This window comes from Parvularcula bermudensis HTCC2503 (assembly GCF_000152825.2).
GTDB lineage: Bacteria > Pseudomonadota > Alphaproteobacteria > Caulobacterales > Parvularculaceae > Parvularcula > Parvularcula bermudensis.
This window is the reverse complement of the sequence record NC_014414.1, coordinates 972831-987327: the sequence shown is the minus strand read 5'-3', so window position 1 is coordinate 987327 and position 14497 is coordinate 972831. Positions and strand designations below refer to the sequence as shown.

The window sequence follows — 14497 nt, the reverse complement described above, 5'->3', positions numbered from 1 at the left end:
GGCTTTTGGGGGCGAGGACGGCTTACGCCTCCCCCTCCCCCTCCTCCGATCGAAGCGCCGCCAGCTCGACCCGATCCGCCGGAGACAGGTCAGTGACCTTCTCCTCTCGGGTCGTTGACCGTGTCGAGATAAAATAGATCGCCCCGCCGAGACCGATCACCAGGGCGATCCCCGGTCCCAGCCACAGGCCCCAGTTCCGCGTGTCAAAGCGGGGCTGCAATAGAACGACCTCTCCATATCTCTCAGCGAAATAGGCGCGGACTTCGGTCTCGGATTTTCCCGCGGCGATCTCCTCACGAATGAGCTTCACCATGTCCTGCGCGAGCTGCGACTCGCTGTCGGCGACGGATTGGTTCTGACACACCACACAACGGAGGGTCTCCGCCACCGCCTGGGTGCGGCGGTCGATGAGTTCGGGCGAAAGAGGCGCCCCCCCCCTATCCTGCGCCTCCTGGGCCTGCGCCGCTACGCTCGGCATTGCGCCCATGAAGCCCAAGAGCAGGGCGAGCAGACTTCCTCGCCCGGTCATTCGGCGAGCCCCGGCGCAGCCCCCACCGCCGTCACGCCCGCCGACGGCTTGGTCTTTTTTGCGGGGGCCCCGATACGATAGCGGCGATCGGTCAGGGACAGGGCGCCGCCAGCCGCCATCAGGAGACCACCGCCCCATAGCCAAAGGGCGAGCGGGTGGTGGTAAAGGCGGACGACCCGCGCTTCATCCTCAACGCCCCTCGGCTCGCCCACCGCAATATAGATGTCGTTCGCCCACCGAGGCAGTACGGCGGCTTCGACCGTTTGCTGCTCGGCCGCGGGATACCACCGCCGCTCAGGCATCAGGCGTGCAACGACCTTTCCATTGCGTTCAAGGGCAAAAGTGGATCGCTCCGTGGTATAATTAGCCTCAGCGATCGTCCGTATCGCCTCATATCGCACCTCGAAACCGGCGAGGCTCGTCATCTCGCCGGGGGAGAGAACAACCCGCCGTTCGGTCACCCAAAGGCTTGTCCCGACCATACCCAGGATGGCGATCCCCACCCCGGCATGGGCGAGGGAGCCGCCCCAATAGGCGCGGGGGAACCCTTTCGCCCGGCGAAGAGCCGCCACGGGACCAGCCGAGAAAAGCTTGGTCCGCGACACGAGATCGGAAACTGTCAGCAGGATGATGAAACACCCGGTCGCCAAACCGGCAAAGGCCATCACCCCGCCGCGCCCCCCGGTCACGGCAAGGATGAGGACTGAGAGGCCCGTAATGCCGAGGGCGGCGGCGAGACGACGGGGGAGATCCCGCAGATAGCCCCGCTTCCAGGGCAGCATAACCCCCGCCGCCATGACAAGGGCGAGGACGACCACAAGCGGGGTTGTGACCGCTGAATAATAGGGGGGCCCCACCGTAATCCGCTCACCGGTCGTGACCTCGCGGAAAAGAGGCCAGAAGGTGCCGATCAGGACCGTGAAGGTCACCACCGCCAGGACCACATTGTTGAGGATCAGCGCGCTTTCACGGCTGACCGCCGCAAACCGCCCCTCGGCCTGCATCGCCCCGCCGCGCCAGGCGAATAGCACGAGGGCGCCCCCCGTCAGGACCACGAAAATCAGCAGAAGGACGGCCCCGCGATCGGGGTCGTTGGCAAAGGCGTGGACCGAGGTCAGGACCCCCGAGCGCACCACAAACGCGCCGAGCAGCGACGCGGAAAAGGCCGTGATGGCCATCAACACGGTCCACAGCTTCAGCGTATTTCTCTTCTCGACCACAATCGCGCTGTGCAAGAGGGCCGTCCCCGCCAGCCAGGGCATCAGGGAGGCATTCTCGACCGGGTCCCAGAACCAATAGCCGCCCCAGCCAAGCTCCATATACGCCCACAAGGCGCCAAGGCCGATACCGATCGTCAGGGCCGTCCAGGCGAGCAAGGTCCAGGGCCGCACCCATCTCGCCCATGCCGGATCGACCCGTCCCTCGAGAAGGGCGGCAAGGGCAAAGGAAAACGCGACCGAAAACCCGACATATCCGAGGTAGAGAAAGGGCGGATGGAACGCCAAGCCCGGGTCCTGCAGCAGCGGATTGAGATCCATCCCCTCCACCGGGGCGGGGGTGAGCGTCGCGAAGGGGTTCGAGGTGAGGAGCGCGAACGCCAAAAAGGCCGCCCCGATCAGGCCCTGTATGCCCAGCGTGCGCGCCTTCAACGTCTCGGGCAAGCGCTGTCCAAACCCGGCGATTGCCGCGCCAAGACCCGCCAGAATCATGACCCAAAGAAGCAGTGATCCTTCGTGATTGCCCCAGACTCCGGCGATTTTATAGATCAGCGGCTTGGCCGTATGAGAATTCTGAAACACCGTCAGAATTGCGAAATCGGACCGGATAAACGCCACGGTCAACGCCGCAAAGGCAAGGACGACCAACCCCGCTTGGCAAAGCGCTGCGCGACTTGCGCCGCTCATCAACGCGGTATCGCCACGATGCCCCCCCCAAAGCCCAAGCCCTGTTTGCACAAGAGCTGTGAGCAGCGCGAGAATAAGGCTTACTTGTCCAATGTCTGACGTCATAGAGCGGCCTTAGCTCATCCCCCGCTCGGCGGGAATGCGGCGAGATCGAAGAGGGCGACCGCCTAGCGGCTAGGCGCGCGATGGAGCGAAAGCGAAAGCCGGTTCCCACTTCGCCTGAGAATGCTCTAGAGACGAAAATCCATGATTGATGGCCTTCCCTTCACCCTTTTTGCCGGTCTGATCACATTGACTGTGATGGGGGCGATTGCGCTGCCTTTGCTGCGGCCGTCACGGCCCCAGCATGGGGAGGGGCGCGAGATCGCCCTCTACGAAGATCAGCTTGCCGAGCTTGACCGCGATCGCTTGAGGGGCGTGATGACGGATAGTGAGGCAAAGGCCGCCCGCACAGAGATCGAGCGGCGGTTGCTGGTCGCCTATCGCCGGCAGGCGACAATTCCGGCGGGGAGGATCAGCCGGACCGCCCGCCTTACGGCGATCGGGGGCATTGCGGCCATCCCCCTCTGCGCATGGGGATTGTTTGGATGGATCACCGCCCCGACGGGGCCGGGCGTGGCCGATTGGGCCACCCTCTCCGCCGATGCCATGGCGATCGGGCTGACCCCGCCGACCAATGACGACCTCTCAGCCCAGATCGCCGAGCTCGAGGAACGGGTCGCCTCGGCGTCTGAGGACCTAGAGAGCCACGTCGCCCTTGCCCGCGCCTATGTCCGCTTTGGTGATGACGACGCCGCGATCCCCCACTACGCCATCGTCAATCGCCTGACCGAGGCCGGAGACCCAAGCCTGCTCGGCGAGATGGCGGCCAGTATGATCCGCCAGGGTGATGGGTTCGTCGGACCGCGGGAACGTCAATTGCTGGAACGGGCGCTGGATCTAGCGCCGCGCGATCCGCGGGCGGTCTATTATCTGGCATTGGGCGATGCCCAAAGCGGGGCGCTCGATAAAGCCCTGACGCGATTGAAGCCGCTCGTGGCGACCGCCCCTGTGGATGCCCCTTGGTTGCCGCGGGTGGACACGCTGGTTCGGGCGATTGAGGCCGATCTGGCGGCGGACGACCCGACAACGCCGCCGGCGGGACGCAACGCCCCCACCACGGGGCCAAGCGATCAATAGGCGCTCAGGACAGCCAAAGCCCGGTGGCCGGCCAATTGATCCTCAGGGCTGTTCTCTTCGGCTTGCAGCGCCTGCGCCAATTGTTTTTCTTCGCCGAGCTTATCGCCTTTCAACTCGCCTTCGGGGATCGCGATTTCGGCAAGGATTGTCAGTCCCTGGGCCGTTACATCAGCGAAGCCGCCGCGGACATAGAAGCGCTTGGCCTCCCCATTCGTCGAGATCTGCAACAGACCAGGGGAAAGGGTCGACATCAGGGGCGCATGCCCCGCCATGACCTGAAAGTCGCCTTCGGTCCCGGGCACGGTCACAGCCGCAGCCTCACCGCTGAAAAGTTCGCGTTCGGGGGAGACGAGAGAGAAAGCTAAATCGGCCACGGGCGCACTCACATTCTTCGGCCGCGCTTCCTATCGAGGCGCGGCAGGCTGCGCAAGGCTCCCCTCACCGGCGATCGCCTGGTCGCGCACAATTCCCTTCGTCATCGGCACGAAATCGATATCGATCCCCGGCTCAAGGGGAATCCGGACCTGCGCCTCCCCCTCATAGCCGCATCGGCGATAGAACGGGACGCCGGTCAATGTCGCCATCAGCTCAAAGGACGTGAAACCGGCCGCCCTCGCCGCCGCTTCCGCCGTGGTGAGAATAAGCCGTCCCACCCCACGGCCCCCCTGCTTGGGATCGACGAAGAACGCCCGCACTTTGGCGCGATCGCGAGCGGGATCGAGACGCTCAGGCACCCGATCGGCATAGGCATCGCCACCGAACAGAGTGCGTCGGAAACTCCACCCGCCGCAGCCAAGCATCGCCCCCGCCTCTTCGACCACAAGGTAGGTGCCGTCCCGGACCAGCTGCGTATCGACGCCCCAGGCCCCCCGCAGCGCCGCCTCGACCTGATCCTCGGTGTAATCGGCGCGGCAGAGCTGGCGCGCCGACCGGCCGATCAGCGTCGCCATGGCGGGAATGTCGTCTTGGCACGCAATGCGGCAGACCATCGCCATCAGTCGAACCGCATCCAGGCGGCGGGGTGCTTATCCTCCTCCTTGCCGGGACCAGACGCCGCACGAGCCACATCCACTGTCCGCCGCAGGGCGCGCTCAGCAATCTGGGCGGGATCGATGCCAAGGGCCTCGACCGCCTCGGCGAGCTCGGCCTTTACAGAAAGTGGCCGCAGCCGCGTTGCTTCGGGATGCTGGGGATCGTCACTCATCCTGTCACTTTAGGCCGAGCTGCCCGCAGCGTCATCCGCCGAGAGGTACGTGGCGGGCCAAAAAGTCCAGTTGGACCGCCACCGTTCGCTCAAACCATTCACCGATATAGATATCGAAGTGATCGGTCTCGAACGTCACCACCTCGCCCTTTGGGAGAGATTTGGCCCCCGCAAGGGTCGGACCGGCAGGGGCGAGCTGATCTTCGAGACAGACCACAACAAGTGTCGGGTAAGGGATTTTGGCCATATAGCGCCGGGGCCGATAGACCCCGATCATCAATCCGATCTCAGCGGCCACCCTGGTCTCGATCTCCGCGCCTTCGGGCTTTAGCGCTTCATACCCCGCAAGAGCCCCTGGGGCAGCAATCAACGCCGCTGAGCCGGGGAGCCCCACAAGGCTGACATATCCTCGGTGTCCGAACGGCCGGACGAGGAAATCCTTGATCACCGCAAGGCTCACCCCAAGGCTGCTGAGCGGCGGCAGGGCCAAACTCGACGAAATACCATCCGTAAACGGACATTGCGACATGACCGCCGCTATCCCCTTAAGCCGGGCCCCGAGGGCAAGGACATGGCCACCACTGAACGACGTCCCCCACAGCACGACCCGCTCCGGATCCACCCCATGACAGGCTCTTGCCGCGGCGACTGCATTCTCCCAGTCTTCAAGTTGGTGAGAGACCCGCAGCAATTGCCGGGGTGCCCCGTCGCTGTCACCGAAATAGCGATAGTCGAAGACGAAACACGCATAGCCAGCGGCGCAATAGCGCTCGGCGAAGGCATCAAGGCGCATGGAGCGCACCCCCCCAAGCCCATGCGCCATGACAATGACCGGCGGCGGCGCCTCCCCCGCTCCATCAGGGAGATAGAGCCACGCGGCGCATTGATCTCCGCCCGAGTTGAAGGTGATGTCCTGTCGCTGCATCTCGCACGCCTCTCTCACAAACCTGCCTGCCGCTCCTTTGGCGATGATCGTACGATGAGGAAAGCTCGGGAAGACATCGGAGTCTTCGGTACCGTTTCCTTCCCTGCAATATGGACCATGCAGGATGTCATGGCGTCCCTGCCGCAAGTCCGAAGAAAAAAGCCGCCCTCGAGAGGTCTCGAGGACGGCCCATCAGGGAAAAGCAACAAAGATTAGGCGGCTTCAGCCATCTTTTCGGCTTTGGCGATCGCATCATCGATGCCCCCGCACATATAGAAGGCTTGCTCCGGCAGGTGGTCATATTCACCAGCAATGAGGCCCTTGAAGGACCGTACCGTTTCCTCGAGCGGCACCTGAACCCCCGGCGAACCGGTGAAGACCTCGGCCACGTCGAAGGGCTGGGACAAGAAGCGCTCCACTTTCCGCGCCCGCGCCACAGTCAGCTTATCTTCCTCGGACAGCTCGTCCATGCCGAGAATCGCGATGATATCCTGAAGGGATTTATATCGCTGCAGAATATTCTGCACGCCGCGCGCCACCTCATAATGTTCTTCACCGACGATCCGCGGGTCCAAAATCCGCGAGGTCGAATCGAGGGGGTCGACCGCCGGATAGATGCCCTTTTCAGCGATCGACCGGTTGAGGGTCGTCGTCGCGTCGAGGTGGGCAAAGGATGTCGCCGGCGCAGGGTCGGTCAGGTCGTCGGCGGGCACGTAAACGGCCTGGATCGACGTAATCGAGCCCTTCGTCGTCGTGGTGATCCGTTCCTGCAGCGCGCCCATATCGGTGGCCAGGGTAGGCTGATACCCCACCGCCGACGGGATCCGACCGAGCAGCGCCGACACCTCGGCCCCCGCCTGGGTGAACCGGAAGATGTTGTCCACGAAGAACAGCACGTCCTGGCCTTGGTCGCGGAAATGCTCCGCCACGGTGAGGCCGGTCAGGGCCACCCGTGCGCGGGCCCCCGGAGGTTCGTTCATCTGGCCGTAAACGAGGGACGCTTTCGAGCCCGCGGCCGAGCCATTTTTCTGGGGATCGACGTTCACATTGGACTCGATCATCTCCCAATAGAGGTCATTGCCCTCACGGGTCCGTTCACCGACCCCGGCAAACACTGAATAGCCGCCATGCACCTTCGCAATGTTGTTGATCAGCTCTTGGATGAGCACGGTCTTGCCCACCCCGGCGCCGCCGAACAGGCCAATCTTCCCGCCGCGGGGATAGGGGCAGAGGAGATCAACGACTTTGATGCCGGTGACCAGGACTTCGGCTTCGGTCGACTGCTCGACGAAGGGAGGAGCGGCCTGGTGGATCGCGCGGGTCCCCTCAGCCTCGATCGGTCCGGCCTCGTCGATCGGCTCACCGATCACGTTCATGATCCGACCCAAGGTCGCCTCGCCCACGGGCACCATGATTGGCTCACCGGTGTCGGTGACGAGGTGACCGCGCACCAGGCCCTCAGTCGAGTCCATGGCGATAGCGCGCACCGTTTTTTGTCCAAGATGCTGGGCCACTTCGAGGACCAGCCGGGAGCCGTTATTGTCGGTGTGAAGGGCGTTCATGATAGCGGGCAGTTGATCGTCGAACTCGACGTCAACGACGGCGCCGATCACCTGTGAAATTCGACCTTGGTTCATCTTGCGTCTCGTCCTTTGTCTACGGCGGGCCCTCTAGCCCCACGAATAAAGAGTTTCCAGCCTTACACGGCCTCGGCACCGGCGATGATCTCGATCAGTTCGGTCGTGATCTGAGCCTGACGGGCACGGTTATACTGGAGGTTCAACTTATCGATGAGATCCCCGGCATTGCGGGTCGCGTTGTCCATGGCGGTCATCGAGGCGGCCTGCTCGGAGGCGGCGTTCTCAAGCAAGGCCCGGAACACCTGCACGGCCACATAGCGCGGCAGCAAGGTGCGGAGGATTGCCTCTTCATCGGGCTCATATTCATAGGGCGCCGAAGAGGCCTCGTCGGCGGCTTTGCCCGGCGGTTGGGCCGGAATGATCTGATTGGCGGTCGGGACCTGGGAAATGACCGATTTGAACTGGCCGTAAAAAACGGTGGCGACATCGAAGGCGCCGGCTTCGTACTGGGCCAGAAGCGTGTCGGCGATCGACTTGGCCTCGTCAAAGCCCACCTGCCGCACATCTTTGAAATCCACCCGCTCGACGATCAGATCGCCGTAAATCCGTTTGAGCTGATCGTAGCCCTTGCTGCCGACGGTGAAGAGCTTGACCTTCTTGCCCTTGCCCTGGAGGCGGACGATCTCTTCCCGCGCGCGGCGGACGATGTTCGAATTGAAGGCGCCGCAAAGACCCTTATCGGCGGTCGCCACCACCAGAAGATGGACATCGTCCTTGCCCGTCCCGGTCAAAAGCTTTGGCCCGGGCGCCCCCGGCGTCATCCCCGCCGCCAGATTGGTCAGGACGGATTCGATCTTATCGGCATAGGGGCGGGCGGCCTTTGCCGCCTCTTCAGCGCGGCGCAACTTCGCCGCGGCGACCATTTGCTTGGCCTTGGTGATCTTCTGAGTCGATTTGACCGAACCGATCCGGTTCTTGAGATCCTTAAGAGACGGCATGCGCTAAGCCCGTATGTGCTGAGAACCGCCGGTGACTGGTCAGCCGACGATCTGAAAGGGAAAACTCGCGAGGCTCTAGAGCCTGAGGCCGCGTCGTTCAAGGTTCGGATCCTCGGGTTCTTCAGGAATTATCGGATCTTCGGAATCCGAGGGGGGCGTTGGAGGAACGGGCGCCGGTCGATCCGCCGTCACCGCGGGCACCCCGGCGGGCGGGGCATCAGGGGGGCCAGCGGGGCGTGAGGGCGGGGTGGAGGGCACGGGCACGGCCGTCTGCGGCGATGTCGACGTGGGCCTCTCACGCGCCTCGATCCGACCATCGTCCGGGCGATCGGCGGTGACGGCGGGCACCCCGGCGGGGGGCTGCGGCGCTGTTTCGGCCGACGGCTGGCGGGGTTGATCCTGTAGAACCGGGCGCGGGGCGGCAGGCGCCTCATTGGCCGGCGGCGGAACCGCGACAGGGCGCGCCAATGGCGGGGCCGCCACATCCTTTCCCGACGCCATCTCAGCGTCGTCCGCCCCTTGCGCGGCGCCATCGGCATCGAGGCGCGGCGCATCAAGGGCAAAGGGATTCCCGTCGGGATCGAAGAACTGACAGGTCCGCTCGACCTCCGCCGCGATATTCGTGAAGACCGCCTCAATCGCTGTGCGCTCGGCCACCGGCAAGGTATCCCCCGCCTGGAGGCGGTCGGCCAGCACGTCATATCCACGGTCAAATTGCCCGATCGAGGGGGTGGGCAGCTCGGCCTTCAGGCCCCCGCTACGACAATCGCAGATTTCTTCTGTCACGCCCTCACAATCGGTCAGGCGCGCGATCCCATCGGGGACGGCCGCCCGATAAGCAGGCCGGAGATCATAGGTCCCGGGCGGCAGGGCGCACCCCGACACCACGACACTCACCCCCGCAATCATCAGCCCCACCCGCATGGCCTAACTCCCGACCTTTTTTCGAAGTTTCGCGGATTGCCTCCTGAAGAACAAGCGTCCGCCCTTGTGTCTTTTTGAGAACTTGGGACCGACCCGCGCCACGCCTGGACAGCCCCTCAATTGAGCCGGAAGGGGGGCGGCCAGAACGCCCCTGCCCCCTCCCCGCTTGATACGAAAACACCCCCCGCTCGGCGGGAGCGGGGGGTGGGTCGGCATCATCAGCGGAGGCCCGTCCGATTAGGCGAAATTCTGAACGAATTTGTCGAGGATCCCCGCCAATTCCTTCTCGATCTCGTCACTCATTTTCTTTTCATCACGGATCTTGGCGAGCAGCCCACCGTGATTATTCCGCATGTGGCGCAGGAATTCCGCCTCGAAATCCGTCACCTTGGAGACGCTGACTTTATCGAGATACCCACGGGTTCCGGCGAAGATCACCGCCACTTGCTCTTCCACCTGAAGGGGGGAGTATTGCGGTTGCTTCAACAGTTCGGTGAGGCGTGCCCCACGGTTGAGGGTCGCCTGGGTGGCCGCGTCGAGGTCGGAGCCGAACTGCGCGAACGCCGCCAGCTCGCGATACTGGGCCAGCTCGCCCTTAATCTTGCCCGCCACCTGCTTCATCGCCTTGATCTGCGCAGCCGAGCCCACCCGGCTGACCGACAGACCAACATTCACCGCCGGCCGAATGCCCTGATAGAAAAGGTCGGTTTCGAGGAAAATCTGACCATCGGTGATCGAGATCACATTGGTGGGAATATACGCCGAAACGTCGTTCGCCTGGGTCTCGATGATCGGCAGGGCCGTCAGGCTCCCCAATCCGAAATCTTCGTTCAGCTTCGCCGCCCGCTCAAGAAGCCGAGAGTGAAGATAGAAGACGTCGCCAGGATAGGCTTCCCGCCCCGGCGGACGACGCAGCAGCAACGACATTTGACGATACGCCACGGCCTGCTTGGACAGATCATCATACACGATCACCGCATGCATGCCGTTATCGCGGAAATATTCCCCCATGGCGCAGCCCGCAAAGGGCGCCAAGAATTGCAACGGCGCGGGCTCGGACGCCGTGGCGGCGACAACGATCGTATAATCGAGCGCGCCACGATCCTCGAGCGTTTTGACGATCTGCGCGACGGTGGAGCGCTTCTGCCCGATCGCCACATAGATACAGAACAGCTTGTCGGAATCGTCGGTCGCGGCGTCGTTCACCTGCTTTTGGTTGAGCATGGCGTCGATACAAATGGCGGTCTTACCGGTCTGGCGGTCACCGATCACCAATTCCCGCTGCCCGCGACCAACGGGGATCATCGCGTCAATGGCCTTGATGCCGGTCTGCACGGGCTCATGCACCGACTTCCGCGGCAGGATCCCCGGCGCCTTAACGTCGACGACGCGCCGTTCGGTGGCCTCAATGGGTCCCTTGCCATCGATCGGATTGCCAAGGGGATCGACGACGCGGCCAAGCAGACCCTTGCCCACGGGGACATCCACAATGGCATTGGAGCGGCGCACGGTGTCGCCCTCTTTGATCCCGGTATCGTCACCGAAGATCACGACCCCCACATTGTCGGCTTCGAGGTTAAGGGCCATCCCCTTAATCCCGCCGTCGAAATCCACCATCTCCCCGGCCTGAACATTGTCCAGACCAAAGACCCGGGCGATCCCGTCGCCCACGGACAATACCTGACCGATCTCGGACACTTCGGCATCCTTGCCGAAATCCTTGATCTGCTGCTTCAGAATCGAGCTGATCTCACTCGCATTGAGTTCCATGGTCAGGCCTCTTTCAGGGTCTGCTGTAGTCGGTTGAGTTTGGTGCGAAGGGACGAGTCGATCATTCGACTTCCCACTTTGACGATAAGACCGCCAAGGAGACTGGGGTCGACCTGGGTCGACAGCTCAACGGTCTTGCCCACCGCCGCTTCGAGCCGGCTGCGCAGATCGCGCTCTTGCTCATCGGTGAGGGGCTTGGCGGAAATGGCTTCGGCGGCGACGCGGCCACGATGCTTGGCGAGACGGCGATTGAAGGCGGCGATAATCCCCGGCAATGCCGAGGCACGCCCATTGGCGGACAGCAACCGCGCGAAATTAAGCACAGTCCGACTGGCGGCAGCCCGCTCAAGCACCGCGACGAGACCGGCTTGTTTGGTGTCGTTGTCGAAGACGGGCGACTTTATCAATCGGCGCAGATCTTCACTATTGGCCAGGGCCTTTTCGAGGGAAAGAAGGTCCCGTTCCACGGCGTCGAGTTCACCGTTTTCCAGGGCCAAATCGAACAGGGCCTCGGAATAGCGTTCGGCAACTTCCGAAGAGCTAGGCGCCATCGTTTCGTCCTCAACGGTCAGGGCGTCTGGGCGCGACGCGGGTGATCTGGAAATCCGCGCTCCAGCGGCAGCCGGTCGCGTGAAGTTCGCGGGCGGTTAGCACGCAGATTTCGCCGGTGCAATAACGCGGATCTATCCAATGAGTGAGTTTCATGCCCCCCATTGCTGTGCGTGCCGATGACGGCCCAAGCGGCGCGCTGATATGCCTGCCTATTGGCAGGTGTGCGCTATCCAGTCATCCTCGTCTATTGTTTGTTCCTTGCCCGCATCGGAGATCTGGCGGCCGGATTTGCACGGGACGGCGGCGCTCGCTTATCTCAGCGCAACTGTACAAGGCTGTTGTCTAGCTTGCGACGCGCTGTAGCGTTTGGAAATTAGCAACTCGGTCGAGTTTTATGTGGCCAAAGAGCACGCGCCTTAAGCAACCCGACAGCCGGGATGATGATCGCCTTTCCTGCGTCGGGAGGCTTCTGGTTGATCCCACATCTTTGGTCGGCGCGCTAGGGGAGACAGGCAGAGAGCCTGGTTTGCCCAGACCGGAATTGCCGTTTCGACCCCGCTCCTTTTGGCGATCATTCCCTTTTCTAGCCCGGCACGGCGTGTCCCATGCCAACGATTGAAGATTTCCAGGCCGCTGCGAGCGCAGTTAAAATAGCGACCGACCAGTTAAACGCTGATCTTTTGTCAGCCTCACAGGCGTATAGGGTCCACCTAACCGAACTCGACGATCCTCAGGACTGGTTAGGTGAAGTAGACTTTTTATTCCAAGCGACGCAAAGCACGCTTGCCGTAAGCTATCTTCCGGCAGCGGATGAACCAGACGATAATTTTGCTTTGGGCCTGAACAATACGCTGACGGCTTCCGTAGATGCCTTAAAAGCAGCCATTTCAGCAGCTGAAGCGTTAGAGATCGATGTTCAAGTTGAGCTATCGCAAGTAGTCCGCGTACCTTTTTTGTCTTTAAATCTGGTGCGCCCCCCCACAGAGCTTTTCAACAAATTGCCGCAAGGCGAAGTAACGTTTACGCGCACGGATCATGTCTCGGGCCTAGACGCGGACAGGTCTCGCATTTGTCAACCCGTGGTCATGGGTGGCCTATTATGGTGGCGCTTCGCTACCGAGCCAGGCGACAAAAAGCCCGGCGACGGTGATGTGCGGCGCGCGCGTTGGGATGCCAATGAGTCGGACGGACGCTATCCCTCCGACCATACGCAGATTCGAGAAGGGCGAGTACGGTTTCGTCTTGGCGATGGGATGGTACCCCAGGGCACGGATGATTACTGGCGAAACCTCTTTGAAATTCACGGCGCCAAAAATCCTGCCCATCCCGGAGAAGCCGAAGGATCAGGCCCTGGGAAACTCATGATCGAATGGCTCGAAGGTAGTGTCTATCTGCTGTGGCGCAAACAAAAGATTATCGAAGATGCATCAGGCGCCGCAATTGGAACCACGGCCGGCAATGCCTCCGCCCCCGGCGGCTATCAGCTTGCACTCCCTTATAGTGTGGGCGACGAATTTGAGCTGACCTTTGAGTATCGTGTTAGCGACCGAGCTGGTTTCTTGAAAGCATGGATTGATGGGCAATTGGTTGTCGATGACGATACTGGGCAGTTCGGCTACGGATTGGAGCGTGAAACTTATCTTCAGGCCGGAGTTTATGCAAAAGAGGATGGTGTAACGCCGATCACAAATTTTGTCCATTTTCCGGTGGAGTTCTCGTCTCGAACGGCTGATCCAAGCGTTTATGATTCTGATGCTGCGCCTTTCCGGTATGACGCCAATCACGGCAGCTATATGTCAGCATGGAATTCCGATCCGCAAACGGATGATTTTTCTTTGGCCGCGTCATTTTACCCAGATAATTTCTTGACAGGCCCAGTGACAATCGATGCGGTATGGTCGTCGTCCAGCAGCGTAGAAATTATTGGCTACGCGCAAGCGTTTGTGTTCGGAAATTATCCAACTGATCTGGGATCGACCTTACCGGCGGTCCCTGTGTCGAGACTAAAATCGTGCCAGGTGTCCATTGATTGGGACTTGGCCGAAGAGGCGCCGGTCTCCAATCTGGTCGTTCTGCTCGAAGCGTTTCTCACCCAGACAGCGGACGCGACAAGCACGAAAGTCTATGAGGCTGCAGTCTGGGCCGCGCTGGATACGGACGGTATTTATTATCACAATAACATTGCCACTGACGCCATCGGCACGTTTACTGATAATTTGCTAGATTGGGTTGTTCGCTCAGCGCGCAATAAAGGTTTTGGCGGAACCATTGATTATACAATTGCAATTCCAGACGACGGAAATCCGCGAAAGTCTCTCAACTTTGACTTTGCTGCCTATTTGCAATGGCTCGTCACTCAGGGTGAATTAACCGGGAGCGAATTTTTCCATGGGATATCCTTTGGCCCTGAGTTCCGCAAACAATTGGATCTGCCGCAATTCGTGCGCGGGGCTGCCTCGGTAGAGGTCGATTTCGACACAGGCCTGATCTCAAATGGATATTTCGTTCGGTCTCTCGCCAATGTATGGGCGCAGGGCTCGGAACGCTTTTATCTGCACGACGGATATTGTCAGGTCAAAGGCGCCCCGGCGCTCGCTCCTCTCGCCCAGGACCCTGCTTTTTTCACGGCTCCGATTGGACCAGGAACGATTGAAGTCGATTGGGAAATTTTGCGTAATGCCGACCCCGCCGACACGATCCGAATCAAGTTCCGAGACGAGGACGGAGATCATGTCGGCACCACACGCTCAACCGTCGGTCAATACACAGAGACAATTGTCTTGGACAAAGTGGCGACCAAGTTCGATGTCCAAGCAATGACCGATGATCAAGACATTGACTTTATCATTACTGATGTGCGGCAGGTAGCATAATGGTTATTCTTGGGTGCGATTGGGCATCCAATTCAGAAGTCCGGCGCACGCAGTCAAGG

Annotated in this window: 13 protein-coding genes; 2 read left to right on the top strand and 11 right to left on the bottom strand. The window is 61.4% G+C overall.

Translation table 11 applies throughout. The features are described 5' to 3' along the window. Positions 1-22: 22 nt before the first annotated feature. Together PB2503_RS04760 and PB2503_RS04755 are read right to left on the bottom strand one after the other, a co-directional pair. Positions 23-529 (bottom strand): cytochrome c-type biogenesis protein, encoded by a 507-nt coding sequence (locus PB2503_RS04760; protein ID WP_013300097.1) that lies wholly within the window; start codon positions 527-529, stop codon positions 23-25. After that, a complete protein-coding gene (locus PB2503_RS04755) occupies positions 526-2538 on the bottom strand; it encodes a heme lyase CcmF/NrfE family subunit (protein WP_013300096.1) in 2013 nt (670 codons plus the stop codon). Before PB2503_RS04755 ends, PB2503_RS04760 begins: the two co-directional genes overlap by 4 nt. 141 nt (positions 2539-2679) lie before the next feature. Between PB2503_RS04755 and ccmI the strand changes: the two genes are divergently transcribed. Then, a complete protein-coding gene (ccmI, locus tag PB2503_RS04750) occupies positions 2680-3612 on the top strand; it encodes a c-type cytochrome biogenesis protein CcmI (RefSeq protein ID WP_013300095.1) in 933 nt (310 codons plus the stop codon). Here the strand turns inward: ccmI and PB2503_RS04745 are convergent. The 9 genes from PB2503_RS04745 to PB2503_RS04705 all read right to left on the bottom strand — a co-directional run bounded on the left by PB2503_RS04745 (position 3606) and on the right by PB2503_RS04705 (position 11564). Next, positions 3606-3986: an ATP synthase F1 subunit epsilon gene (locus PB2503_RS04745; protein ID WP_013300094.1), complete on the bottom strand. Its 381-nt coding sequence runs from the start codon at positions 3984-3986 to the stop codon at positions 3606-3608. The genes ccmI and PB2503_RS04745 overlap by 7 nt on opposite strands. A gap of 30 nt (positions 3987-4016) precedes the next feature. Then, positions 4017-4607: a GNAT family N-acetyltransferase gene (locus tag PB2503_RS04740; RefSeq protein WP_013300093.1), complete on the bottom strand. Its 591-nt coding sequence runs from the start codon at positions 4605-4607 to the stop codon at positions 4017-4019. Then, positions 4607-4816: a hypothetical protein gene (locus tag PB2503_RS04735; protein WP_013300092.1), complete on the bottom strand. Its 210-nt coding sequence runs from the start codon at positions 4814-4816 to the stop codon at positions 4607-4609. The genes PB2503_RS04740 and PB2503_RS04735 overlap by 1 nt, the downstream gene beginning before the upstream one ends. Positions 4817-4847: 31 nt before the next feature. Beyond that, positions 4848-5741, bottom strand: a complete 894-nt coding sequence (locus PB2503_RS04730) for an alpha/beta hydrolase (RefSeq protein ID WP_013300091.1) — start codon at positions 5739-5741, stop codon at positions 4848-4850. A gap of 212 nt (positions 5742-5953) precedes the next feature. Further along, entirely contained in the window at positions 5954-7378 is a 1425-nt protein-coding gene (atpD, locus tag PB2503_RS04725) for a F0F1 ATP synthase subunit beta (RefSeq protein ID WP_013300090.1), read from the bottom strand. A 62-nt stretch (positions 7379-7440) separates the two neighbouring features. After that, entirely contained in the window at positions 7441-8319 is an 879-nt protein-coding gene (locus PB2503_RS04720) for a F0F1 ATP synthase subunit gamma (protein WP_013300089.1), read from the bottom strand. A gap of 75 nt (positions 8320-8394) precedes the next feature. Then, the gene (locus PB2503_RS04715) at positions 8395-9243 is read right to left on the bottom strand and encodes a hypothetical protein (RefSeq protein WP_013300088.1); all 849 of its coding nucleotides are present in this window, start codon (positions 9241-9243) and stop codon (positions 8395-8397) included. A gap of 237 nt (positions 9244-9480) precedes the next feature. After that, positions 9481-11013: a F0F1 ATP synthase subunit alpha gene (gene atpA, locus PB2503_RS04710; protein ID WP_013300087.1), complete on the bottom strand. Its 1533-nt coding sequence runs from the start codon at positions 11011-11013 to the stop codon at positions 9481-9483. Positions 11014-11015: 2 nt separating this feature from the next. After that, a complete protein-coding gene (locus tag PB2503_RS04705; protein WP_013300086.1) occupies positions 11016-11564 on the bottom strand; it encodes a F0F1 ATP synthase subunit delta in 549 nt (182 codons plus the stop codon). Positions 11565-12170: 606 nt separating this feature from the next. Here PB2503_RS04705 and PB2503_RS04700 point away from each other — a divergent pair. Further along, on the top strand, positions 12171-14438 hold the full coding sequence (locus tag PB2503_RS04700; protein WP_148235193.1) for a hypothetical protein: 2268 nt from the start codon (positions 12171-12173) through the stop codon (positions 14436-14438). Positions 14439-14497: the final 59 nt, after the last annotated feature.

Coding starts and splice junctions, on each gene's coding strand:
- PB2503_RS04735 (WP_013300092.1), bottom strand. CDS start 4,816: ATGAGTGACGATCCCCAGCATCCCGAAGCAACGCGGCTGCGGCCACTT.
- PB2503_RS04715 (WP_013300088.1), bottom strand. CDS start 9,243: ATGCGGGTGGGGCTGATGATTGCGGGGGTGAGTGTCGTGGTGTCGGGG.
- atpD (WP_013300090.1), bottom strand. CDS start 7,378: ATGAACCAAGGTCGAATTTCACAGGTGATCGGCGCCGTCGTTGACGTC.
- PB2503_RS04740 (WP_013300093.1), bottom strand. CDS start 4,607: ATGGCGATGGTCTGCCGCATTGCGTGCCAAGACGACATTCCCGCCATG.
- PB2503_RS04720 (WP_013300089.1), bottom strand. CDS start 8,319: ATGCCGTCTCTTAAGGATCTCAAGAACCGGATCGGTTCGGTCAAATCG.
- PB2503_RS04755 (WP_013300096.1), bottom strand. CDS start 2,538: ATGACGTCAGACATTGGACAAGTAAGCCTTATTCTCGCGCTGCTCACA.
- atpA (WP_013300087.1), bottom strand. CDS start 11,013: ATGGAACTCAATGCGAGTGAGATCAGCTCGATTCTGAAGCAGCAGATC.
- ccmI (WP_013300095.1), top strand. CDS start 2,680: ATGATTGATGGCCTTCCCTTCACCCTTTTTGCCGGTCTGATCACATTG.
- PB2503_RS04705 (WP_013300086.1), bottom strand. CDS start 11,564: ATGGCGCCTAGCTCTTCGGAAGTTGCCGAACGCTATTCCGAGGCCCTG.
- PB2503_RS04760 (WP_013300097.1), bottom strand. CDS start 529: ATGACCGGGCGAGGAAGTCTGCTCGCCCTGCTCTTGGGCTTCATGGGC.
- PB2503_RS04730 (WP_013300091.1), bottom strand. CDS start 5,741: ATGCAGCGACAGGACATCACCTTCAACTCGGGCGGAGATCAATGCGCC.
- PB2503_RS04700 (WP_148235193.1), top strand. CDS start 12,171: ATGCCAACGATTGAAGATTTCCAGGCCGCTGCGAGCGCAGTTAAAATA.